This window comes from Tsukamurella paurometabola DSM 20162 (assembly GCF_000092225.1).
GTDB lineage: Bacteria > Actinomycetota > Actinomycetes > Mycobacteriales > Mycobacteriaceae > Tsukamurella > Tsukamurella paurometabola.
In genome coordinates, this window is the sequence record NC_014158.1 from 937,661 (window position 1) to 958,977 (window position 21,317).

General features: G+C 70.0%; 21 protein-coding genes. 11 read left to right on the plus strand and 10 right to left on the minus strand.

What is annotated here, in order from left to right:
* Nucleotide 1 precedes the first annotated feature (1 nt).
* Nucleotides 2-550, minus strand: coding sequence for a CGNR zinc finger domain-containing protein (locus tag TPAU_RS04565; RefSeq protein ID WP_013125591.1), 549 nt, complete (start codon nucleotides 548-550; stop codon nucleotides 2-4).
* A gap of 49 nt (nucleotides 551-599) precedes the next feature.
* Here TPAU_RS04565 and TPAU_RS04570 point away from each other — a divergent pair, with 49 nt between their 5' ends.
* The 6 genes from TPAU_RS04570 (at nucleotide 600) to TPAU_RS04595 (ending at nucleotide 8,704) form a co-directional block, all read left to right on the plus strand.
* Entirely contained in the window at nucleotides 600-2,102 is a 1,503-nt protein-coding gene (locus TPAU_RS04570; protein ID WP_013125592.1) for an amino acid permease, read from the plus strand.
* A gap of 185 nt (nucleotides 2,103-2,287) precedes the next feature.
* On the plus strand, nucleotides 2,288-4,417 hold the full coding sequence (locus tag TPAU_RS04575) for a DUF6421 family protein (RefSeq protein ID WP_115329536.1): 2,130 nt from the start codon (nucleotides 2,288-2,290) through the stop codon (nucleotides 4,415-4,417).
* The gene (locus TPAU_RS04580) at nucleotides 4,414-5,127 is read left to right on the plus strand and encodes an SDR family oxidoreductase (protein ID WP_013125594.1); all 714 of its coding nucleotides are present in this window, start codon (nucleotides 4,414-4,416) and stop codon (nucleotides 5,125-5,127) included. The genes TPAU_RS04575 and TPAU_RS04580 overlap by 4 nt, the downstream gene beginning before the upstream one ends.
* Nucleotides 5,124-6,176 carry a threonine aldolase family protein gene (locus tag TPAU_RS04585; protein ID WP_013125595.1) on the plus strand — a complete coding sequence of 351 codons (1,053 nt, stop codon included), beginning with the start codon at nucleotides 5,124-5,126 and terminating at the stop codon, nucleotides 6,174-6,176. The genes TPAU_RS04580 and TPAU_RS04585 overlap by 4 nt, the downstream gene beginning before the upstream one ends.
* Nucleotides 6,177-6,398: 222 nt before the next feature.
* A complete protein-coding gene (locus TPAU_RS04590; protein WP_013125596.1) occupies nucleotides 6,399-7,124 on the plus strand; it encodes a hypothetical protein in 726 nt (241 codons plus the stop codon).
* Nucleotides 7,121-8,704, plus strand: coding sequence for a DNA polymerase Y family protein (locus TPAU_RS04595; RefSeq protein ID WP_013125597.1), 1,584 nt, complete (start codon nucleotides 7,121-7,123; stop codon nucleotides 8,702-8,704). The genes TPAU_RS04590 and TPAU_RS04595 overlap by 4 nt, the downstream gene beginning before the upstream one ends.
* A 7-nt stretch (nucleotides 8,705-8,711) precedes the next feature.
* On the opposite strand, the gene TPAU_RS04600 is transcribed toward TPAU_RS04595, so the two are convergent.
* The 3 genes from TPAU_RS04600 to TPAU_RS04610 all read right to left on the minus strand — a co-directional run bounded on the left by TPAU_RS04600 (nucleotide 8,712) and on the right by TPAU_RS04610 (nucleotide 12,498).
* Nucleotides 8,712-10,013 (minus strand): hypothetical protein, encoded by a 1,302-nt coding sequence (locus TPAU_RS04600; protein ID WP_013125598.1) that lies wholly within the window; start codon nucleotides 10,011-10,013, stop codon nucleotides 8,712-8,714.
* A gap of 89 nt (nucleotides 10,014-10,102) precedes the next feature.
* A complete protein-coding gene (locus TPAU_RS21750; RefSeq protein WP_013125599.1) occupies nucleotides 10,103-11,368 on the minus strand; it encodes a serpin family protein in 1,266 nt (421 codons plus the stop codon).
* Between the two features lie 53 nt (nucleotides 11,369-11,421).
* Nucleotides 11,422-12,498, minus strand: a complete 1,077-nt coding sequence (locus tag TPAU_RS04610) for an amidohydrolase family protein (protein WP_013125600.1) — start codon at nucleotides 12,496-12,498, stop codon at nucleotides 11,422-11,424.
* An 11-nt stretch (nucleotides 12,499-12,509) separates the two neighbouring features.
* Between TPAU_RS04610 and TPAU_RS04615 the strand changes: the two genes are divergently transcribed.
* On the plus strand, nucleotides 12,510-13,025 hold the full coding sequence (locus TPAU_RS04615; RefSeq protein WP_013125601.1) for a MarR family winged helix-turn-helix transcriptional regulator: 516 nt from the start codon (nucleotides 12,510-12,512) through the stop codon (nucleotides 13,023-13,025).
* On the opposite strand, the gene TPAU_RS21755 is transcribed toward TPAU_RS04615, so the two are convergent.
* Both TPAU_RS21755 and TPAU_RS21760 read right to left on the minus strand, forming a co-directional pair.
* Nucleotides 12,975-13,631, minus strand: coding sequence for an FAD-dependent monooxygenase (locus TPAU_RS21755; protein ID WP_049825770.1), 657 nt, complete (start codon nucleotides 13,629-13,631; stop codon nucleotides 12,975-12,977). The genes TPAU_RS04615 and TPAU_RS21755 overlap by 51 nt on opposite strands.
* The gene (locus TPAU_RS21760; protein WP_049825771.1) at nucleotides 13,589-14,014 is read right to left on the minus strand and encodes an FAD-dependent monooxygenase; all 426 of its coding nucleotides are present in this window, start codon (nucleotides 14,012-14,014) and stop codon (nucleotides 13,589-13,591) included. Before TPAU_RS21760 ends, TPAU_RS21755 begins: the two co-directional genes overlap by 43 nt.
* A gap of 45 nt (nucleotides 14,015-14,059) precedes the next feature.
* Between TPAU_RS21760 and TPAU_RS04625 the strand changes: the two genes are divergently transcribed.
* Nucleotides 14,060-14,602 (plus strand): TetR/AcrR family transcriptional regulator, encoded by a 543-nt coding sequence (locus TPAU_RS04625; protein ID WP_013125602.1) that lies wholly within the window; start codon nucleotides 14,060-14,062, stop codon nucleotides 14,600-14,602.
* Here TPAU_RS04625 and TPAU_RS04630 read toward each other — a convergent pair.
* The gene (locus TPAU_RS04630; RefSeq protein WP_013125603.1) at nucleotides 14,580-15,140 is read right to left on the minus strand and encodes a GNAT family N-acetyltransferase; all 561 of its coding nucleotides are present in this window, start codon (nucleotides 15,138-15,140) and stop codon (nucleotides 14,580-14,582) included. The two genes, TPAU_RS04625 and TPAU_RS04630, sit on opposite strands and share 23 nt — an antisense overlap.
* A complete protein-coding gene (locus tag TPAU_RS04635) occupies nucleotides 15,127-15,456 on the minus strand; it encodes a YnfA family protein (RefSeq protein WP_013125604.1) in 330 nt (109 codons plus the stop codon). Before TPAU_RS04635 ends, TPAU_RS04630 begins: the two co-directional genes overlap by 14 nt.
* Nucleotides 15,457-15,557: 101 nt before the next feature.
* On the opposite strand from TPAU_RS04635, the gene TPAU_RS04640 reads away from it, so the two are divergent.
* From TPAU_RS04640 to TPAU_RS04650, 3 genes are all read left to right on the plus strand, one after another.
* Nucleotides 15,558-18,839, plus strand: a complete 3,282-nt coding sequence (locus TPAU_RS04640) for an error-prone DNA polymerase (RefSeq protein WP_013125605.1) — start codon at nucleotides 15,558-15,560, stop codon at nucleotides 18,837-18,839.
* Between the two features lie 97 nt (nucleotides 18,840-18,936).
* Nucleotides 18,937-19,266 (plus strand): nuclear transport factor 2 family protein, encoded by a 330-nt coding sequence (locus TPAU_RS04645; protein WP_013125606.1) that lies wholly within the window; start codon nucleotides 18,937-18,939, stop codon nucleotides 19,264-19,266.
* Nucleotides 19,263-19,685, plus strand: a complete 423-nt coding sequence (locus TPAU_RS04650) for a nuclear transport factor 2 family protein (RefSeq protein ID WP_013125607.1) — start codon at nucleotides 19,263-19,265, stop codon at nucleotides 19,683-19,685. The genes TPAU_RS04645 and TPAU_RS04650 overlap by 4 nt, the downstream gene beginning before the upstream one ends.
* Nucleotides 19,686-19,725: 40 nt before the next feature.
* Here the strand turns inward: TPAU_RS04650 and TPAU_RS04655 are convergent, their stop codons facing one another.
* Together TPAU_RS04655 and TPAU_RS04660 are read right to left on the minus strand one after the other, a co-directional pair.
* The gene (locus TPAU_RS04655) at nucleotides 19,726-20,670 is read right to left on the minus strand and encodes a patatin-like phospholipase family protein (protein WP_013125608.1); all 945 of its coding nucleotides are present in this window, start codon (nucleotides 20,668-20,670) and stop codon (nucleotides 19,726-19,728) included.
* A complete protein-coding gene (locus tag TPAU_RS04660; protein ID WP_013125609.1) occupies nucleotides 20,667-21,263 on the minus strand; it encodes a CHAP domain-containing protein in 597 nt (198 codons plus the stop codon). The genes TPAU_RS04655 and TPAU_RS04660 overlap by 4 nt, the downstream gene beginning before the upstream one ends.
* Nucleotides 21,264-21,317 lie beyond the last annotated feature (54 nt).

Consider the following 21,317-nt stretch of genomic DNA (forward strand, 5'->3'; position numbering starts at 1 on the left):
CTCACGCGCGTCGCGCGCGGTAGGCGGCCACGTTCAGCCGGTTGTTGCATCCGTCGTCGCAGTACCGGCGCGAGGAGTTGCGAGTGAAGTCGACGAGCACGCCGGCGCAGTCCGGTGCCGAGCACACCCGCAGCCGGTCCAGGGCGTCCGCGCGCACCATATCGACCAGTCCCATCGCCGGTTCGGCGAGGAAGCGTTCCGCGATCGGCGTCTCGTCCGACCATCCGTGCAGGTGATAGGGCCAGTCATCGTGCCGGGCCAGCTGCGGCAGCACGTGCGCCTCGCGCAGCATCCGGTTGATCAGCGAGACCGCGCGGGCCTCGTCCGCCGCGGAGTCCCACAGCTCGCGCAGCAGAGCACGCACCGCGTACACCCGGTCGAGCTCGTCGGGGCGGATCGGGATGGGCCCGGTCCAGCCCCACCGGGCCACGAAGTCGCGGAGTGCCGCCTCGTCGGGCAACCGCTCCAGGCGCCCGGTGGTCGCATCGGGCGCGGTGTTCACCAGCTCGGCGGCACTCGCGAGCGCGGATTTCGTGTCGTACGAGAACATGTTGGACGAATGGTAGTCGCCCGTAACAAACGCTCGCTACTCTCATCGGGTGTCCAGCCCGCTCGGAATCACCCCTGACCCTGCGCTTCGCAAGGGACTGCAAACCCGCCACATCAGCATGATCGCGCTGGGCGGTGCCATCGGCACCGGCCTGTTCGTGGCCTCCGGCAAGACCATCAGTGACGCAGGCCCGGGCGGTGCGCTCGCGGCGTACGCGCTCATGGGCGTGATGGTCTTCTTCCTGATGCAGAGCCTTGGCGAGATGTCGGCGTACATGCCGTGCAGCAACCCGTTCGAGGAGTACGGCACCCGGTTCGTCAGCCGGTCCTTCGGCTTCGCCGCCGGATGGAACTACTGGTTCAACTGGTCGATCACGCTCGCCGCCGAAGTGGTGGCAGCCGGCTTGATCATGAAGTTCTGGCTGCCCGATGTGCCCTCGTGGATCTGGTCGCTGATCTTCATGGTCGGCCTCCTCGCGTTGAACTTGTTCGCGGTCAAGGCCTTCGGCGAGGCCGAATTCTGGTTCGCCTCGATCAAGGTGATCGCGGTGGTGGTCTTCCTGATCGTGGGCGTGCTGATGGTGCTCGGCGTGATCGGCGGGACGTCGCCCGGATTCTCCAACTGGACCATCGGTGATGCGCCGTTCGTGGACTGGCCGCTGGGCATGCTGTCGGTGTTCCTGATCGCCGGGTTCGCCTTCCAGGGGACCGAGATGATCGCCGTGGCCGCGGGTGAGGCGATGGAGCCGCGCAGCGCCATCCCGAAGGCCGTGCGCACGGTGTTCTTCCGGATCCTGCTGTTCTACATCGGCACGCTCACGATCATCGGCTTCCTCATCCCGTACACGAATCCCGAGCTCCTCAACGGTTCCGAGGACAACGTGGCGGTGGCGCCGTTCACCCTCGTCTTCAAGCTGGCCGGTATCGATGCCGCAGCCTCGATCATGAACGCGGTCATCCTGATCGCGATCCTCTCAGCGGGCAACGCCAGCTTGTACGCGGCGACCCGAGCGTTGTACGGGCTGGGCGTGGAGGGCAATGCGCCGAAGATCTTCGGCAAGGTCAGCAAGTCGGGCGTGCCTGCGGCGGCCGTCGCGGCCACGGTCGCGATCGGCGCCCTGTGTTTCATAGCGAGCAAGGTGGGCGACGGCACGGCGTACACGGTGTTGGTCACGGCCTCCTCGGTGGCCGGGTTCATCACCTGGATCGGTATCGCCTGGGCGCACTACCGGTTCCGCCGCGCGTGGAACGTGCAGGGTCGCTCGCTCGATGAGCTGCCGTACCGGGCCTGGTTGTACCCGGCTGGTCCGGTCGTGGCGCTGCTCATGTGCGTGGGCGTGATCGCCGGGCAGTACTACGTCTCGCTCCGCGCCGGAGAGGAGGGTGGCTGGGAATTGCTGCTCACCTCGTACGCGGCGCTCATCCTGTTCGTCGGTCTCTGGGTGGGGCACAAGCTGGTCACCAAGGCCCCGACGGTGGACCTGCGTACCGCCGATCTCTCGCCCTCGGCGGCGGCCTCTGCGCACCGCGACCCCGACCCCGCTTCGGCCTGATTCACAGGGCCTGATCTGGCCTTCCGTCCCGGCCCCGCGGCATCGCGCCGCGGGGCCGTCGGCATTCTCGGGCCGGTGCCCGTCCGGTTACGTTCGCGTTTCAGCTCTCGATTCCATTCGGTTCCGCGGCCGAAGGGCGCTAAGATCGCGTTAAGAGTTGTAAGAGGTAAACGATGGGAACGACTATGTCTGATGTCACCGTCTTCCCCCGCGTGCAGGTCGAGCAGGCCCGCAGCAGCGCGTGGGCCACGACGATCGAGCGCGCCCGCGAGATGGTTCCGGTCAACCCGGAGGACGCCAGCCTCGCCCTCGCCGTGGATGCCCTGCGCCGTCGCGGCATGACCGTCACCGATGCGACGTCACCGCAGGTCACCGTGGACACGCTGCGTTCCGCCGATGTCTACGTGATCCCCCATCTCGCCCGCGCCGGTGTCGAGCGGGTCACCGGCGATCTTCCGCCCGTGTACTCGGACGCCGAGCTCGACGCGATCGAGCAGTACGTGCGCGGCGGCGGCGGCCTCGTGGTGCTCGCCGAGTGCGACACCGCCACTTCCGGAAGCAACCTCGGCGAGTTGCTCGCTCGCTTCGGTGTCACGGTGGAATCACTTGTGGTGCAGGAGGCTGCGGGCGATCGCCGGTTCGGCGGCAACGCCACCTGGATCCGCTCCGAGATCGCCCCCGAGTTGCGTGGGCAGGGGCTCGTCGCCGGCGTCGACGAGGCCTGTTTCTACCGCTCCGGCGTGCTCGACGTGGGCCCGCCCGCTGCCGGTGTCAGCGTTCTGGCCCGGACCAGCGAGAGCGCCTCGCCCGCCGGCCGCCCCCTCGCCGCCGCTCTGCAGGTCGGCCTCGGTCGCGTCGTGGTCTTCGCGGACTCCGACCTGTTCGGCGACGATTCGATCGATGATTTCGACCAGCGCACCCTGTGGACCAACGTGGTCACCTGGGCCTCCGGCGCCCACGGCGACCGCGGTGCCCGGCACGTGTCCGCGGCCGCGCAGAGCGCCGACTGGGGCGCTCTGAAGGCCGCCGTCACCGAGTTGCGGGCCCTGCAGGCCGCCGACGGGTCCGTGGTCGATGCCGCCGACCACGCCCGCGCGGGCGAGCTGGTCGAGACGATCGTGGCCCGGATCGCCGCGCTGGCACCGCTGTTCGCGCACGATGCCGACTATCTGGCCGCATTGCCCCGCGACTTCCGCCGCTGGGTCGAGGGGGGCTTCGGCAAGCCGCTGTTCGATGAGTCGCTCGCCGCGTTCCGTCCCGATCTGGAGCGGGTCGACGGTGCGGAGCACCTGGTGGTGTTCCCCATGTACACGCAGAACGGCAACGCCGGCAAGGTCTTCGAGGCGGTCCTGCTCTCCGTGGTGTGGCCCACGTGGCTCGCCGATGTGGAGCAGCGTTTCGATAACGGCAAGTTCCTCGCGGTGGCCTTCGAAGACTTCACCGCGGGCTACGACACCGACTCCGCGGTGCTCTTCCCCGAGACCGTCACGGTGGAGAAGACCCCCGAGTTCCACTGGGGCGCCATCTTCTGCGATCGCGAGGCGGCCCGCTTCCGGCGCGTGACCGGTGCTGCGGCCGAGGTGCTTTCGCTACAGCTCCCGCCCGATGGTGAGCGGCTGGTCGCCTCGCAGGCCCTGGCGCAGTCCACCTTCGCCATGTGGGACCTGATTCACGACCGCACCCATAGTCGTGGCGATCTGCCTTTCGATCCCTTCATGATCAAGCAGCGGATGCCCTACTGGCTGTACGCGCTCGAGGAGCTGCGCTGCGACCTCACCACCTTCCGCGAGGCCTACGGCTTGCAGCAGGAGGGGCATCCGTACGGACTGCCGGTGCAGTTGGCGATCTTGTGTGACCGGCTCTTCCGGTTCACCATCACGGGCACCCGGGTGCGCAACTACGACGGCCTCGGCGGACAGTTGCTGTTCGCCTACCTGCACCGGCACGGCGCCTTGCGTTGGCGTGACAACCGTCTGTCCATCGATTGGAAGGAACTGCCGCTCCAGGTGATCCGCCTCGCCGAGGAGATCGAGGAACTGTACCGCACCGGCATCGACCGGTCCAAGGTCGGGCAGTGGCTGGCGAGCTACCAGTTCGTCTCGTCGTACGTGGTGCCCGCCCCGGGGGCGACCTGGGCCAAGGGGCCCGAGGCGTTGCCGCTCGACGGTGAGCCGCGTGCGCTGGTCGATCTGGTACTGCCGGACGAATTCCCGCTCAACGTCTTCTTCGAAGCCCTGCGCCGCAAGGTGGGCGGCGTAGTGGATTCCACCCGCGGTATCACCGCGGACGCCGACCCCGTCGGGGCCGGGGCGTGACCGGGGTCGCCGGCCGCACCGTCGTGGTGACGGGCGCGAACGGCGCCCTCGGACAGGCGGTCACAGCGCTGCTCGTCGAGCATGGCGCCCGGGTGGCCGTGATCTCGCGGGGTGCGGCGGATGCGGCGCTCACCGAGCTCGACGGCGTGCGCGCCTACCGGGCCGACCTCACCGACGATGCCGCGACCGCGGAGGCGGCGCGAAAGGTGGTCACCGACCACGGCGGGGTCGACGGTGTGCTGCATCTGGTGGGCGGCTGGCGCGGTGGCGTGCCGATCGACGAATCCGATCCGGCCGATTGGGACTTCCTCGACCAGGGGCTGATCCGCAGCCTGCAGTGTGTGACCCGAGCCTTCTATGCGCCGATGGTCGCGAGTTCCGGTGCCCGGCTGGCGATCATCTCGTCGACCGCGGTCGCGAAACCGACTGCGAAGAACGCGATGTACGTCTCGGCGAAGGCCGCGTCGGAGGCATGGACGCTGGCCCTGGCGGACGCCTTCTCCGGTACTGACGCCGCGGCGACCGCACTGCGCGTGATGGCGCTGCTCACCCCACAGATGCGCGAAGCCTCACCCGAGCGGAAGTTCCCGCGGTACACCCCGATCGAGACGGTCGCCGAGCGGCTCGTCGGGCTGTGGGATGCTCCCGCGGCTGAACTGAACGGCACCGTGCACACCCTGATTCCCGGTGAGGAGAACACCACCGCATGACACAGCTGCACGATCCCGCCAAGCGGGGTTTCGCGAGCGACAACTACTCCGGTGTGCTGCCCGAGGTGCTGGCCGCGATCGGTGAGGCCAACCTGGGGCACCAGGTGGCCTACGGAGGCGACCAGTACACCGCGGCGCTGGCCGAGCGGGTGCGCGAGCTGTTCGGCGAACGCGCTCAGGCGTTTCCGGTGTTCAACGGCACCGGTGCCAATGTGGTCGCCCTCCAGGCCGTGAGCGACCACTGGTCGGCCGTGGTGTGCGCGGATTCCGGGCACATCCACGTCGATGAGGGGGGTGCGCCCGAGAAGGTGGCCGGCCTCAAGCTGTTCGTGGTGCCGGAGGTGGGTGGCAAGCTCACTCCCGAGGCGATCTCAGCGGCCGTGCCCGATCGTGCCGGCGACGAGCACTGGGCGCAGCCGCGGGTGCTGTCGGTAGCGCAGTCCACCGAGCTGGGCACCGTGTACGGCGTCGAAGAGCTTGCGGCCCTGGCGGATTACGCGCACGAGCGCGGCTGGTTGCTGCACATCGATGGTTCGCGGTTGGGCAATGCCGCCGCGAGCCTCGGCGTGGAGCCGCGGGCGATCACCACCGATATCGGCGCCGATATCGTGAGCGTGGGTGGCACGAAGAGTGGCCTGCTGGGCGGTGAGCTGGTGCTGGTGCTCAATCCCGAAGCCACCAGGGGAATCGCGTACGTGCGCAAGCTGTCGATGCAGCTGGCCTCGAAGCAGCGGTTCATCGCCGCGCAGTTCCTCGCGCTCTTCTCCGACGGTCTGCACCTGCGGGTCGCGGCGCACGCGAACGCGATGGCGCGACTGCTGGCCGATCTGGTCGGCGAGATCCCCGGCGTCGAGCTGACCCAGCCGGTGCAGTCCAACGCCGTCTTCGCCACGCTGCCGAACGCCGTCTCCGAGTCCCTGATGCAGCGGGTTCCGTTCTACTTCTGGGACGAGGCCCGCGGCGAGGTGCGCTGGATGTGCTCGTGGGACACCACGGAGCAGGACGTTCGTGACTTCGCCGCCCTGGTCCGGAGCGAGCTGGCCTCGTAGGCGCGGTCCGCGGGGCGGTCGGGAACTGTGGTCGCTCCGAGCCCTGCGACAGGGCGCTGTCGTGCAGTGACCACTCCTTCTCACTTCGGCGCTTGACGGCTCTCGCGTGCCGGATCTACGCTAGAAATCAATCGAAAAGAGTTTCGAGTCGCGTCTTCCCCGCGGCTCCGCCGAGGGTGGTGAACCTCCGGCGGAAGAGAACCTAGGGGAGGGGTGCGACAGGTGGCCAAGGGGCTTTCCGCGGTGCCGGCGGGCAGTCGCGAGGAGAAGCTGGCGGAGCTGCGCAAGCGGCTCGCGGCGCTGCCGGAGCGGCATCAGCCGGCCGGTTCCCGGCGGCTCGCCGCAGCCTCGCCGGAGCCGGTCGAGAACGTTTCGTCCCAGTTCACGCAGGGCATTCTTCCGGTGCATCCGGAACTGGCCCGGCTGCTTCCCGGCGGCGGCCTGCCGCGGGGCACGGTGATTACGGTGACCGGTGCGGCCTCGCTCGCCGTCTCGCTGGTGGCCACCGTCACCGCGGCGGGCGCCCGCGTCGCGCTGTGCGGGGTGGCCGGCTTCGGTATGGCCGCGGCACTCGAACAAGGAGCCGATATCGAGCGCATCGCGCTCATCGAGGGGCCGCTGGCCGATCCGGTGTCCGTGGCCTCCGTGCTGCTCGACGGTGCCGATGTGGTGCTGTGCGGATTGGGCGGCATCGCGGTGCCGCCCAGCCGGGGCCGGGCGATCGCCGCCCGCGCCCGCACGAAGGGCGCGATTCTGCTCGTGACCGGTGGCCGCTGGGAGGGCGCCGCCCTGCATCTGGGCGCCCGGGTACAGGGCTACGCGGGCCCCGGCGGGCAGCCGGGCCGAGGCCGTATCCGCGGCATCGACCTGGCCTTCTCGGCCCGGGGCCGCGGCTGCCTCAACCCGTACCGGGGCCTGTCGGAACCGCGTGCGGCGGTGGCGCGATGAGCGGACGGGAACAGCGGATCCTGGCGCTGTGGTGCCCGGATTGGCCGGCGGCGGCCGCCGCGGCCGATGTCGATCTGCCGCCCGACCATCCCGTGGCCGTCCTCCACGGCAACCGGGTGATCGCGTGCAATGCCGCTGCCCGTGCCGACGGCGTGCGCCGCGGCATGAAACGCCGCGAATCCCAGGCCCGCTGCCCGAACCTGCACGTGACAGCGGCGGATCCGGGGCGCGACGCCCGGCTCTTCGAACCGGTCGCGGGTGCGGTAGCCGCGCTGATCCCGCTCATCGAGGTGCTGCGGCCCGGCCTGATCGTGATCCCCGCACGCGGCGCCGCCCGCTTCTTCGGCGGCGAGGAGCAGGCCGCCGAGAAGCTGGTCGACGCCGCCTCCTCGGTGGGCGCCGAATCCCTCGCCGGGATCGCCGACGAGGTCTTCACCGCCGCGCTGGCCGCCCGCACCGGGGTGATCGTGGCGCCCGGCGGATCGGCCGAGTTCCTGTCCCCGCTGCCCATCGCGCAGCTCGGCGCCGAGCCCGCCCTCGCTACCGACGACCGCGCCGAGCTGATCGACCTACTGCGTCGCCTGGGCGTGCGCACCCTCGGCGCCTTCGCCGCGCTCTCCACCTCGAATGTGGCCACCCGGTTCGGCGTCGACGCGATCGCCGCGCACCGTCAGGCGCGCGCGGTGGCAGACCGTCCGCCGTCCACTGCGGCGCTCCCGCCCGGCCTGGAGGCGGAGCTCCGACCCGATCCGCCGATCAACCGGGTCGACGCAGCGGCTTTCGCCGGCCGCACCCTGGCCGCGGAGCTGCACCGGAAGTTGTCCGCGGCCGGAGTGGCGTGCCTGCGTCTGGAGGTTTCGGCGGTCGCGGAGAACGGAGAGCGGCACACCCGCATCTGGCGTTGCGCGCAGCCGCTCACGCCCGACGGCACGGCCGACCGGGTGCGCTGGCAGATCGACGGCTGGCTCACCGGCGGCCGCGGCCGCTCGGGAGGACCGGGTGCCCCGATCACGCTGCTGCGGTTGGAACCGGTCGAGGTGGTGGACGCCGGCGCGCTCCAGGCCGGCATGTGGGGCGACGAGGGCGACGGTGCCGCCCGCTTCCGCCGGGCACTGGTGCGGGTTCAGGGGCTCCTCGGCGGCGAGGCGGTGCGGCTGGGCACGCGCAGCGGCGGTCGCGGGCCCGCCGAGCAGGTCACCTGGACTCCGCTGGGCGACGAGGCGGTGCCGGCCCAGGATCCCGCAGCACCGTGGCCCGGTCGGATGCCGGAACCGGCACCTGCGGTGCTGCTCTCCGGAGCTTCGGTCGCGGTGACCGATGCGTCGGGCACGCCGGTACGGGTCACCGAGCGGGGCGGGTTCACCGCCGAGCCGACGCGTCTGTCCTGGGGGTCGCGTGACTGGGCGCTGAGCTGGTGGGCGGGGCCGTGGCTGGTGGACGAGCGGTGGTGGGAATCCGGCGCCGGCGAACTCCGAGCCCGCGCCCAGGTGCTGCTGGAGCCCGCACCGGGCCGGGACGACGGCCGCGCGCTGCTGCTGCAGTACGCCGGGGGATGGGAGGTGGAGGGCGTGTACGAGTAGATCGGTGTCAGCTCGAGCTGCCCGAGATCGACACCGAAAGCCACGGATTGGTGTCGGTGGAGCGGTCGACCGCGAACCGTCGACGGCCGGACGTGCTGCGCTTCCCCGGCTGGTCCGTGGTGTCGGTCGGCTCTTCGCTCGACGACGGCGCCTGATCGATCGTGAGGATGTCGCCCGATGTGGTCGCCGCCGCGAGCGCGGGGAGTGGCAGGCCGCGGGGCATGGTGTCCGGCGTCGAGGGCGCGGTCGTGTCCGGGACGGCCTCGGTGCGCTGCGGTGACTCCGCTGCACCGGCGTCGCCGCGCTCCGCGGCATCGTCGGAGAGCTCCTCGGATCCGGCGGCGCGGCGGCTCAGGCGGTGCGCGAGCGCGAGCGCGAGCAGGTAGGCCAGCACCCCGGCGCTGCCGCCGACGATGAACGCCCAGGCCAGCGGTCGTGCAATGCCGGGATCCGGGGCCGGGGCCGGCGTGTCCGTGACCGACCGCAGCCGAGTCTGCGTGAGTGCGAGCTGCCCGTCGATCGCGCCCAGCGCCGTCTTGAGCTGGCCGACGCCAGTGGTGAGATTCGCGACCGAGGCGTTGACATCGGTTCGGGCGCTGGCCAGCTTGGTCAGGCCGTCGCGCAGCTGTCGGGCGGCGCTGCGGGCCGAGGCCATGGAGGCATCGGCGTTGGCGGATGCGCTGGTCAGGCTCGAGGTCATGGACGAGAGTGTGCCGCGCAGGCCGGCCACATCGTCGAGGGCGCCGACGCCCCGGGAACTGCTCAACGCGCGATCGAGCTGCGCCACCGCGCCGGCGGAACCCGGCGACGGGTTCTCCACCAGCCGCTGCCGCAGCACGACGAGTGCGCCCCGGGTGCCCGCGGCCACCTGCTGCAGGCCCTGCGTGCGATCGAGAGCGCCGCCGAGCGCCACCGACGCGCGGCTCACCTGACTCAGGGCCGCGGACAGCGACGAGGCCTCGTCGAGGCCGGTGACCAACTGCTCGGCGCCCTGCTTGGCGGTGTCGATGCTGTCGAAGATCTGCGGGACCGAGCTCGCCGAGGTGTTGAGTCCCGCGCTCGCCGAGGTGAGGCCGTTGGACACGAGTCCGAACAGGGCGCGCGATTCGTCGGCCGCCTTGAGTGCGACCCGCGTGTTCTCGGCGTTGACCCGTTCCTGCTCCGGCGCGGGTGGCGTGGTCCCAGCCGCGACGAGGAAGGCGGTGCCGCCCGCGACGAGCGCCACCATCACGGCGAGGAGCGCGGTGCCGGTGAGCGCCCAGGCCGAACGGGCCGCCGCGCGGAGCGAGCGGGTCAGGGTCGAGGTCATGGCTCAACCTTAACCTGAAGTGGAGGGTTTAGTGAAAGATCAACCTGGTTAGCCTTTTTGGGAAGCGGACCCTGCGGAGACCGAAGGACTCAGCCGGCCGGTCGGTTCACCGTGCCCATGAGCAGGGGGAGGCCGGTCGCGGTGTCGACCACCGAGTAGGCGAAGGCGCGATCCACGGTGACGGGCTCGGGGCCGGGCGGCGGCTCGGGAGCCGGGGTGGTCGCGGAGTCCGATGCCGTGCCCTTCTCGCCCACGGTGAGCACCGCCGAGGCCCGCGCATCGGCCAGGGTGGGTTCGCCGTCGGCGATCCCACTCAAGCCCGCGCCGCCCGGGAAGACGCCCGTCACACCCAGCTCACGTAGCGGGTCGACGAGGCCGGTCCACCCGGCGCTGCGCCATTTCGGCAGCGAGACCTCGTGTGCCGCCGTGGGTGCCCCCGCCAGCGCGAGGCGCGCAGCGGTGAACCGGCCCTCGGTCACGCCATCGGCCAGCGGAACGCCGGGATTCGGCAGGATCACCTGCAATGCCAGGGTTCCCACGCCGAAATCCAGTTGCAGTGCCGTGAACCCGTCGCCCCCGGCGACCCGGGCGGGGACGGTGGCGCGCATCGTCGGCGGTTCGACCACGGCACCGTCGGCCGTTGTGAAGGGGCGCGGGCGGGTCTGAGCCGCGTCGAACGGGAACCGCCAGGCCACTGCGAGATAGGCGGTCGTCGCGGCCGCCAGCCGGGTATCGCGATCAGTGCGTAGGGGCGCCGAGGTCAGGGTGCTCCCCGTGTTCACCGCAACCCATTCGCCGAGCGGCTGGTCGATACCGCGCGCGAAATCGACCGGGTACACACCGGTTCCGTAGTACTTCGCGAGCCGGTCGAGGTATTCGCCTCGAGGTTCGAGTTGCTGCGCGGTGAGCAGCGCGACCTGCGACTGGAACAACGGTGCGGCCGGCGGTGTGCCCGCGGGAACCTTCCCCGGATCGCCCGCCCACTGTCCGGTCTGCCCGGTCAGCGCAGCCATGGCCCGTGGCACGTCCCGTGCCCCGCTCAAACCGAGAGCGTCGAGCTGAGCCGCGGCAGTACCGTCGGCCCCGGCCCGCAGCATCCCGAGCAGCGATAGCACCGACCACGGCGAGACCGCGGTGGCCGACGCACGGCCGTCGGGTGCGATGAGCCGCGTGCCGATCCGGGTGGCGGTGTTCACCAGGGCGGCGACGTCGGTGCGGGTGTCGTCGATGCCCACCTGATCGAAGGCCGTGGTGGGCCGGTCCAGGGCGAGCGGTCCCGGCGCCGGCGGCGAACCGCCGCACGCGGTGAGGGTGGCCGCCGCGAGCAGCGTGATCGCGGCTCGTCGGATCTGCATGGCTCCATCGTATCGGCGATACCGCTCGCCTCCCGCTCGCAACGGGACGGCGCTCACTCGCCGTGGCCCAGCAGCCTCCGGCCGTTGTGCCAGAGCACCTTGCGCATCCACTCGTCGCCCAGGTCCAGGCGCGCGAGACCGAACAACTGGTGCGCGTACTGGTAGGGGATGTTCGGGAAGTCGCTTCCCAGCACCACACGATCGGCGAGACGCGCGAGCCGGTCGGGGTAACCGGCCGGCATCGGAGCCCGCTTCTCGGTGAAGTCCGTCGCCGCCATCGTGGTATCGAGGTGCACATTGGGGAAACGCTCGGCCAGGTCGGCGAACTGGTCGTACTCGGGCATGCCGAGGTGGGCGATCACCAGAGTGAGCTCCGGGTGCTTGCGGAGCGTCCGAGCGACCCGTTCCGGGCCGGTGTACGGTCCCCCGACCGGTCCCGACCCGGCGTGGATCACCACCGGAACCCCCGCGTCGGCGAGCGCCTCCCAGGCCGGATCGAGTTGCGGATCGTCGGGGGCGAACACGCCCACCTGGACGTGCATTTTGAACAGTCGGGCACCGTCGGCGATCGCGGCGGCCACGTACTCGCCCACGCCCGGCTCGGGATACAGTGTTGCGCAATGAATCCCGTCCGGTACACGGCGGGCGAAGTCGGCGCACCACGCGTTGAGCCACTGCGCCATCCCGGGCTTGTGCGGGTAGCACAGAGCGGGGATCTCGCGCACGCCCATCGCGCGGATCAGGGCCAGTCTGGTGTCTTCGTCGAAGCGGTAGGTGATCGGCCATTCCTGGCCGTACTCGACATCCGCACGGTCGAAGAAGTCCCACACCTTCGCCAGCATCGGCTCGGGGAGGAAGTGCACGTGGATGTCGGCGAGTCCCGGGAGGTCGAGTGCGGCGAGGTACGCCGGGATCTCGTCATCGGTCCGGGGGCCGGGGGTGGTCTGCAAGCGGCTCACCGCTGTCAACTTACCGACCGGCCAGAACGGCTGTCCGATGAATCCGCCCACGGGGATTCCGCTGGATCCGCTGGCGGGGTTCGCCGAATTCGGTGCCCGGGAACGTGCCCGATCCTGCGTATACAGTGGGATGCAGCGTCGCTCGAGACCCGTGGTGGCGCCGGTATTCATGGGGGTGAATAGTGGGCTCGACCGATGAGGCGCGGTGGCTGTCCGAGGCCGAGATGGCGGCCTGGCTGCCACTGATCAACATAGCCATGCAGTTGCCGGCCAAGCTGGACACGCAACTGCGTTCCGATTCCGGCCTCACGCATTACGAATTCATGGTGCTTTCGCAGCTCTCGCAGGCCGAGGGACGGAAGATGGGACTGTCCGCGCTGGCCGACGCCGCGAACTCATCACCGTCTCGGCTCTCGCACGTGCTGCGCAAACTGGGGGAGTCCGGATGGCTGGTTCGCCACGCGACCGGTCGGTCCGCCTACGCGGAACTCACCGCCGACGGTCTTGCCGTGCTGGACGCCGCGGCGCGCGGGCACGTCGAGGAGGTGCGCCGCCGGGTCTTCGACAGCCTCGACCCCGGCGATGTGAAGGCGCTCGCCACCGTGTTGCCGAAGATCAGCGCCAGTCTCGGCGATCCGGGATCACACTCAGGCCACCGCGGCCAGGCCACGCAACAGGAGATTCCGCGGCGCGCGTAACCGGCTGGTGAGCGCGGCGTACCGCATCGCCCGGGAGAGCAGCATCGTGCGCTGACCGGCAAGGCGCCGCGCCCGCTCGTACCCGGCCAACGCCGCCGCCGGGTCCCGGGCATCGTCCGCCGGGCCGAGGGCATCGGCGAGCGCGGCCGCGTCCAGCAGCGTCTCGCACGCCCCGCGCCCGAGGTTCGGCGCCATCGCGTGCGCGGCATCGCCGATCAGCGCCGTGTTCCCCCGGACGATCCGGTGCAGGCGCGGAAGATCACGGGACCGGTAGTGCAGCGCAGACTCCACGTCGATGCCCTCGATCGTCTCCAGGACCCGTGGGGCCCAACCGTGATACATCGAGCGCAGGAAGCCGCGGGGATCGGAATCCGGGTCGGGCACGCCTTCGGGAACTGCGTGCGGATCGAACTCCGAGTACCAGTTGATGAAGCCGCCGTCGCGCGGGGTCACGCCGAACAGTCTTCCGGGCCCCCAGTATTCGGTGAAGGTGTCGGTGCTGCCGGGGCATCGCCCGATCACCACCTCCACGCCCAGCGGGCGCGGCTCGATCACGCGGCCGATCACGGCGGTGCGGGTGATGCTGTTGATGCCGTCGGCGCCCACGATGACGTCGTGATCGAGTCCCTCGAGATCGGTGCGGTGATCGCCGAACCGGATCGGGGAGCCGCTGCTGCGAGCGCCTCCAACAGGCGCGGGCGGGAGATCAACACCGTTGCGCCCCGGGCCTCGATCCGTGGTCCGAGGCGGTGGCCTTCGCAGCTACGGATCTCCCCGAATCGCTGGTCGATGCCGATCTCGCGAACCTTCGCTCCGGCTCCCGTGCGGTCCAGGACCGCGAGAGCCTCGGGCCACATCCCGAGCGCGGTACCGGTTGTGGGCAGCGATGCCGCTCTCTCGAATACCTCCACCTCCCAGCCCTGCCCGGTCAGGAGTGCCGCGGTGGCCAACCCGCCGATGCCGCCGCCGATGATCGCCGCTGTCCGCATACGTCGACCCTACTACAAATGTAGTACGCGGTACTGTCTGACCGCATGGGACGGAGAGAAGAGGTGCTCGACGCGGCGATCGAGGTGGTCGGCACGCGCGGGCTACGCGGCCTCACGCACCGCGCCGTCGACGGTGCCGCCGGCGTCCCGTCGGGCACCACGTCCAACCACTTCCGGTCGAGGGCTGCGCTGGTGCGCGGCATCCTCGACCGCATGGTGGAGCAGGACCTCTCGTTCTGGGAGGGGTTCGACGGTGCCGGTGCACCGTCCGTCGACGAGGTGACCGAACGCCTCGTCGGTTATGTGTTGTGGTCGGTCGGTGCGGGCCGGGTGCGCAGTACGGCGCGGTTGAATCTGTTCGCCGCCGCAGCGACCTCGCCAGACTTGCAAGAACCGCTGCGCCGTGCGCGGGCGGCCGTCGAGGCGGCGGGTGCGGCGATCGGAGCGAACCTGGGGCTCGACGGTCCCGCGTCGGCGCTGGTGATGGATGCGACCGATGCGGTGGTCCTGCGGCAGTTGGCGCTAGCGTCGGAAGATTTCGATCCGCGGCCGACGCTCGGCCGGCTCATCGCCGCGTTGCGCGGATAGGCGGCTCGGCGCGATTGCTGGGTACCTCGTAGACCAACTCCAGGCCGTCCACCTCGTCGATCTGGGTTCCGATCTCGACGAACCCGTACTGGGCGATCAGCGATGACGACGCGGTGTTGTCCGGGCTGACGGTGGCGCGCACCGTGCGGACCGACGGGTCGCTCCCGGCTCGAGCGAGCAGGAATTCGAGTGCGGCACGGGCGTATCCGCGTCGTCGGTACTCGGGGTCGACGGCATAACCGATCTCCACCGTGCCGTTCCCATCCGGCGGCCCGTGGTAGCCCGCGCGGCCTACGACGAGATCGCGATCGGTGTCCAGGATGGCGCCGGTGATCCACTCGGCGCTGGCCGGGTCGGCGGCGATCTGCCGGTCGCGCATTCGCCACAGCCGCAGTGACTCCGGGGTCGCGAAGGAAGGCGGGAGCACGATCTCGCTGTATCGGTTCGCCTGTCGTAGGTCGCCCACCGCCAGCGCTGTCACCGCGCGCGGATCGAGCTGCGCGATGCGGACCGCGGGTGCCGGATCACCGTGGGGCATACATGATCACCCCTACTCCGGCGAGCGCGATGAGGGCGCCGATCACGTCCCAGCGGTCGGGCCGGAAGCCATCGACCGCCATCGCCCACAGCAGTGAGCCGGCGATGAAGACGCCACCGTAGGCCGCCAGGATGCGCCCGAAGTTCGCATCCGGCTGCTGCGCCGCCACGACCCCGTACAGTCCCAGTGCGATCACGCCCGCGCCGATCCACAGCCATCCGCGGTGCTCTCGGATGCCCTGCCATACCAGCCATGCCCCGCCGATCTCGAACAGCGCGGCTACTCCGAACAGCAGGATCGACTTGGTGACGGTCACGAGGCTCACTCTAGGCGGGCGCACGGCGGTGGCGCAGTGGGCCGGCTGCACCGTACGACACTCCTATCATTCATCGAACATATGAGCGTATGCTGGTTCGTGTGGGTTGGAGTAACGGGCCCAGCTGGGCGGAGATGGAGCGGGTGCTCTCGGGGCGTGCCCCGGCGCGACGTGAGGAGCCTCCGGGTGACGGCGGCGATTCACCGGCGTGGTCGCGTAAGCGTGAGCCCTACGTACCGGGGGAGGGCGGTCCGGGTGCCTCCCGTGTTCCCTACGCTGAGTTGCACGCGCACACCGCGTTCAGCTTCCTCGATGGCGCGGCGCAGCCCGAGGAGATGGTCGAACAAGCGCACGCGCTCGGTCTCACGGCGCTCGCCGTCACCGACCACAACGGCTTCTACGGGGTGGTGCGATTCGCGGAGGCCGCGCTCGGGCTGGGTGTTCCCACGGTGTTCGGTGCCGAACTCTCGCTGCTGCGCGATGCGGAACGTACCGGCACCGCCGACCCCGACGGCGAGCACCTGCTCGTGCTCGCCCGGGGCCAGGAGGGCTATCGCCGTCTGTCCCGCGCCATGGCCGAGGCGCATATGGAAGCGGGCGAGAAGGGGAAACTGCGCTTCCATCCGGACCGTCTGGCCGAATGGTCGGAAGGGCACTGGCACATCCTCACCGGCTGCCGCAAGGGTGCCGTCCGGCGCGGGCTCGACGCCGCCGGACCCGACGGTGCCGCCGGTGCGCTCGCGCACCTGTTGGACCGGTTCGGTCCCGACCGGGTCAGCATGGAACTCACGGTGCACGGCGTCCCCGAAGACGACGAGCGCAACCATCTCCTCGCCGGGGTCGCCGCCCGGATGGGAGTGGGCACCGTCGCCACCACGGGAGCCCACTTCGCGCGACCCGATCAGCGGCGCCTCGCCGCCACCCTCGCCGCGATCCGGGCCCGTCGCAGCCTCGATGAACTCGACGGCTGGCTGCCCGCGGCCGGCGGAGCGCACCTGCGCTCCGGCGACGAGATGGCGCTGCTGCTCCCGGAGCATCCCGGAGCCATCGCGGGAGCGGTGGAACTCGCCGCCGAATGCGCCTTCAGCCTCAGGCTGATCGCGCCGAACCTGCCGCCCTTCGATGTGCCGGCGGGGCATACCGAGGCCACCTGGCTGCGCGAGCTCACGCGGCGCGGCGCCCTCGACAGATACGGTCCGCCGGAGTCGAATCCGAAGGCGTACCGCCAGATCGAGCACGAACTGAACGTCATCGAGACCCTCACCTTCCCCGGCTACTTCCTCATCGTGCACAGCATCGTGAGCTTCTGCCGGGAGAGCGACATTCTCTGTCAGGGGCGCGGCAGCGCCGCGAACTCCGCCGTGTGCTTCGCGCTCGGCATCACCGCGGTCGATCCCGTCCGCAACGGCCTGCTGTTCGAACGCTTCCTCGCACCGGAACGCGACGGCCCGCCCGATATCGACGTCGACATCGAGTCCGATCGTCGCGAGGAGGCGATCCAATTCGTCTACCGCACGTACGGGCGCGCATACGCGGCGCAGGTAGCCAACGTGATCACCTACCGTGGCCGGTCCGCGGTGCGCGATACCGCTCGTGCGCTCGGCTACTCCCAGGGGCAGCAGGACGCCTGGAGTAAGCAGATCTCCAGCTACGGCTGGCGCAATGATCCGGTGCCCGACGGGGTGCCGGAGCGGGTGATCGATCTGGCGACACAGATCGCGGATCTGCCTCGGCACCTGGGCATCCACTCCGGTGGCATGGTGATCTGCGACCGACCCATCGCCGATGTGTGCCCCACTGAGTGGGCTCGGATGCAGGACCGTAGCGTGCTGCAGTGGGACAAGGACGACTGCGCCGCCGCAGGCCTGGTGAAGTTCGACCTGCTCGGTCTCGGCATGCTCAGTGCCCTGCACTATGCGCAGGATCTGCTCAAGGAGCACAAGGGGATCGAGGTCGATTTCGCCCAGCTCGACCTCACCGACGATACGGTCTACGCGATGCTCCGGCGCGCTGATTCCGTGGGGGTCTTCCAGGTCGAGTCGCGGGCTCAGATGGCCACCCTGCCGCGGCTCAAACCGCGAACCTTCTACGATCTGGTGGTCGAGGTCGCCCTCATCCGGCCCGGACCCATCCAGGGCGGTTCGGTGCACCCGTACATCCGCCGCCGTAACGGGCAGGAGGAACCGCGGGTCGAGCATCCATCGATGTGGAAGACCCTCGAACGCACGCTGGGTGTTCCCCTGTTCCAGGAGCAGCTCATGCAACTCGCCGTCGACGTCGCCGATTTCACTCCGGCCGAGGCGGATCAGTTGCGCCGCGCCATGGGCTCCAAACGCTCCACCGAAAAGATGGAACAGCTCCGCGAGCGGTTCTACCGGGGTGCCAAACAGTTGCACGGTATCGAGGGTGAACTGGCCGATCGCATCTTTGAGAAGCTGGCGGCGTTCGCGAACTTCGGTTTCCCCGAAAGTCATTCGCAGTCATTCGCATCGCTGGTGTTCTACTCGTCGTGGTTCAAGTGCTATCACCCCGCGGCCTTCTGTGCCGCTCTGCTGCGGGCGCAGCCGATGGGCTTCTACTCGCCGCAGTCCCTGGTGGCCGATGCCCGGCGGCACGGCGTCACGGTGCACGGCCCTGACCTGAACATCAGCCTGCCGTGGGCGAACCTGGAGAACGCAGGGATGGAGGTACGGCTGGGGCTCGCGGCGATCCGCACCATCGGCGATGAACTGGCCGAGCGCATCGTTGCCGAACGGGAGGCGGGAGGCATCTACGCGGGTCTTACGGACCTCACCTCCCGGGTGGAACTCACTGTGGCACAGGCTGAGGCGCTCGCCACCTCCGGCGCACTCGACTGCTTCGGGCGTGACCGGCGGCAGGCGCTGTGGGAGGCCGGTGCCGCAGCCCGCGAGCGCCCGGATCGCCTGCCCGGCACCGCCACCGCAGGCGCACCGCCCACCTTGCCGGGGATGAGCGAGACCGAGCTGGCGGCTGCGGACGTCTGGGCCACCTCGGTCACCGTCGGCAAGTATCCCACCGAGTTCCTGCGCCCGAAGCTCGACGAGCTCGGGGTCATCCCCGCCGATCAGCTGCTGTCCCTGCCCGACGGTGACCGGGTCCTCGTCGGTGGGGCCGTGACGCACCGGCAGCGCCCCGCCACCGCTGGTGGCGTCACCTTCATCAATCTCGAAGACGAGACCGGCATGGTGAACGTCGTGTGTAGTCAGGGGCTGTGGGCCCGGTACCGGCGGCTCGCGCAGTCCGCCCCGGCGTTATTGATCCGGGGGAAACTGCAGAACGCCGAGGGTGCGGTCACCGTGGTCGCGGATCGTTTGCAACGCATGGACCTGTCGGTGCCATCGCGCTCTCGGGACTGGCAGTAGCACCGACAACGATCATCTGTGCATTTCTCAGGACCGCAAGTACATAGGTATGGCGAACCTGAGTACGGTGGGAGGTACCCCGACGATTGGAGTGAGAATGTCAGACGTCACCGTCCCCGAGCCGGTCGCAACGTTCATCGCCGCCGTCAATGCCGGCGACGAGGAGGGCTTCCTCAATGCCTTCACCGACGGCGGATTCGTCGACGACTGGGGCCGTGTCTTCCCGGACCGCGCAGCGATCAAGAAGTGGAGCGACGCCGAGTTCCTCGGCGCCAAGGGAGTTCTCACTCCTGAGAAGGTCACCGTGGACGGATCCACGGTGGTCGTGATCGGCGACTGGCGAAGCACCCACGCGAACGGCCTGAGCCAGTTCACCTTCGCCGTGGACGGCGACAAGATCGCATCCATGACGATCCGCGAGGGGTGAGCGCGCCCGAACCGCAGGACATCGAACGCGAACCGGACCGGAGCACGGCCCGCGAACTGCGCGAAGTCCTCGAGGACCTGCGCCGCCGCGAGCCGATCTTCCACCGCCGGGAGTGGGGAGTCACGCACGAGGACTTCCTCGCCCTCACCGCCCCCGACTTCTGGGAGGTGGGTGCGTCCGGTCGGCGATACAGTCGCGACTACGTGTGGTCGGCGCTGGAACGCCGCTACGCGCAGGATGCCGACGATCCCTGGGAGACCAGCGATTTCCAGGTTCGCGCCACCGGGTCGTCGACCTATCTCCTGACCTACACCCTGACCCAGGGCGACCGCGTCACCCGACGACTGTCGGTGTGGAAGCGTCGCGAGAACCGGTGGTCCGTGCTGTTCCACCAGGGCACCCCGGTCGCCGCGGAGTAGGTCGGCTGCGTGAGCGACGCGGAGTACCGCGGCAGGCGCGTCACGCGGAGTCGGCCTCGGTGCGGTCGTCGTCGGGACCACATTTCGCGTCCGCGGGCGACAGCGCCTCGAGTGCGACGGTGCGGCCCATCTCCACAGCCCGGGAGATCGCCGCACCGTCGCGGGAGAGGCGGCCCACCTCCGGGCCGTCCTCCGGTGACCAGATCTGCACTACCGCAGCCCCCTTCTGATCGACGGGTTGCTCGAAACCGGTGGGTGGAGTGCGGAACCGGCGGCGCGCGGCGAAGTAGGCATCCAGGATCAGGGCCTCACCACGCGATGACCGTGGCGTCGCCGATTCGGGAACCGTGCGCAGCACGACCAGGTGCGTCACGCCCTGTGCGAGCGGCGTCGCGAGCGGGACCTTCTCGGCCAGACCGCCGTCGAACCATTCCCGGCCGCCGAGACGCACCGGACGGCCGGCGAGCAGCGGGAGCGCGGTGGTCGCCCGCAGCGCGGCGCGCAGCGAGTCCTGGTCGGTGATGAGAGGCGCCAGGTCGGCGACCTGCCGTGTGTCACCGTCGACCGCGAGGGGATGCAGCGAGATCGGGTTGGCGAGAATCGCACCGAAGTTCATCGGTGTCACCGCCGAGTACACCCGTTCCACGAGGTGACGGGTATCGACGACCACGCCGCCGCGGAATACGCGGGGCGGGTACACCACTCGCTCGGCGAGCACCTCATCCCACCCCCAGGACGGGAGCCACCGGCTGCCCTCGCCGGAGAGCAGCCAGGCGGCGTTGAGCCCGCCGCCCGAGGTGCCGTACACCGCGTCGAACGCGGGGAGGAGGCCGAGTTCCTCCACGGCCATCGCCATACCCGCCGAATACGCCGAGCGCGATCCGCCGCCCTCGATCGACAGTGCGATCCGCCACCCGTCGGTACGTTCTCCCGGACGACTTCCCGCAGCGATGCGCTCCCGGAGCGCGGCCAGCACATCATTCATCGGACCGGGATCCCGTATCCGACGATGCCCGCGTGGTCGGCGTGCTCGAAGGTGAGGGTGCTGATGCCGCCCGGCTGATTGCCGCCGACCGTGGTCACGATGCCGTCCGCGACGCCGACCACGAAGTTCGTATGCTGTCCGAATCGGTGCTCGGGTGCGTAAAGCACCAGGTCGCCGACGGCAGGTAGGTACTCCGGAGGACGGAACCGGCCGTCCCGCTGGAAGTATTCGGTGAGCGTGTACACACTGGGGATTCTCCACGACCCCGAGTTCGGATTCCGCACCGCGAGCCCCGAATCGCGGAGTACCGCCGAGGCGAAGTCGGCACACCACGGTTCCACCACGCCTTCGGCGTAGTAGGTCCCGGGCCGATTCGCGGCGAACTCGCGGCGTAGGCTCTCGACGATCGCGATGCGCTCCGGGCTCAGCCCGTCGGTCTGGACAGAGGGGAAGACCCGCGGCTTCAGTTCGGCGGGAAGGTACCGGGAGAGGGGAGTCTCCCGCGCGGCCGACAGCCACAGCACGCCCCCGGCCAGCAGCACCAGCACGGTGGCGAGGGCCGCCGCGCCGACTCCGATTCTCCTCGACCCCATGCGACCACGCTACCGGCCGTACCAGCCGAATCAAGCGCTCCGCGGTCGATGACC

Coding starts and splice junctions, on each gene's coding strand:
- TPAU_RS04565 (WP_013125591.1), bottom strand. CDS start 550: ATGTTCTCGTACGACACGAAATCCGCGCTCGCGAGTGCCGCCGAGCTG.
- TPAU_RS04575 (WP_115329536.1), top strand. CDS start 2,288: ATGTCTGATGTCACCGTCTTCCCCCGCGTGCAGGTCGAGCAGGCCCGC.
- TPAU_RS04585 (WP_013125595.1), top strand. CDS start 5,124: ATGACACAGCTGCACGATCCCGCCAAGCGGGGTTTCGCGAGCGACAAC.
- TPAU_RS04595 (WP_013125597.1), top strand. CDS start 7,121: ATGAGCGGACGGGAACAGCGGATCCTGGCGCTGTGGTGCCCGGATTGG.
- TPAU_RS04600 (WP_013125598.1), bottom strand. CDS start 10,013: ATGACCTCGACCCTGACCCGCTCGCTCCGCGCGGCGGCCCGTTCGGCC.
- TPAU_RS21750 (WP_013125599.1), bottom strand. CDS start 11,368: ATGCAGATCCGACGAGCCGCGATCACGCTGCTCGCGGCGGCCACCCTC.
- TPAU_RS04610 (WP_013125600.1), bottom strand. CDS start 12,498: ATGAATACCGGCGCCACCACGGGTCTCGAGCGACGCTGCATCCCACTG.
- TPAU_RS21760 (WP_049825771.1), bottom strand. CDS start 14,014: ATGCGGACAGCGGCGATCATCGGCGGCGGCATCGGCGGGTTGGCCACC.
- TPAU_RS04625 (WP_013125602.1), top strand. CDS start 14,060: ATGGGACGGAGAGAAGAGGTGCTCGACGCGGCGATCGAGGTGGTCGGC.
- TPAU_RS04630 (WP_013125603.1), bottom strand. CDS start 15,140: ATGCCCCACGGTGATCCGGCACCCGCGGTCCGCATCGCGCAGCTCGAT.
- TPAU_RS04645 (WP_013125606.1), top strand. CDS start 18,937: ATGTCAGACGTCACCGTCCCCGAGCCGGTCGCAACGTTCATCGCCGCC.
- TPAU_RS04655 (WP_013125608.1), bottom strand. CDS start 20,670: ATGAATGATGTGCTGGCCGCGCTCCGGGAGCGCATCGCTGCGGGAAGT.
- TPAU_RS04660 (WP_013125609.1), bottom strand. CDS start 21,263: ATGGGGTCGAGGAGAATCGGAGTCGGCGCGGCGGCCCTCGCCACCGTG.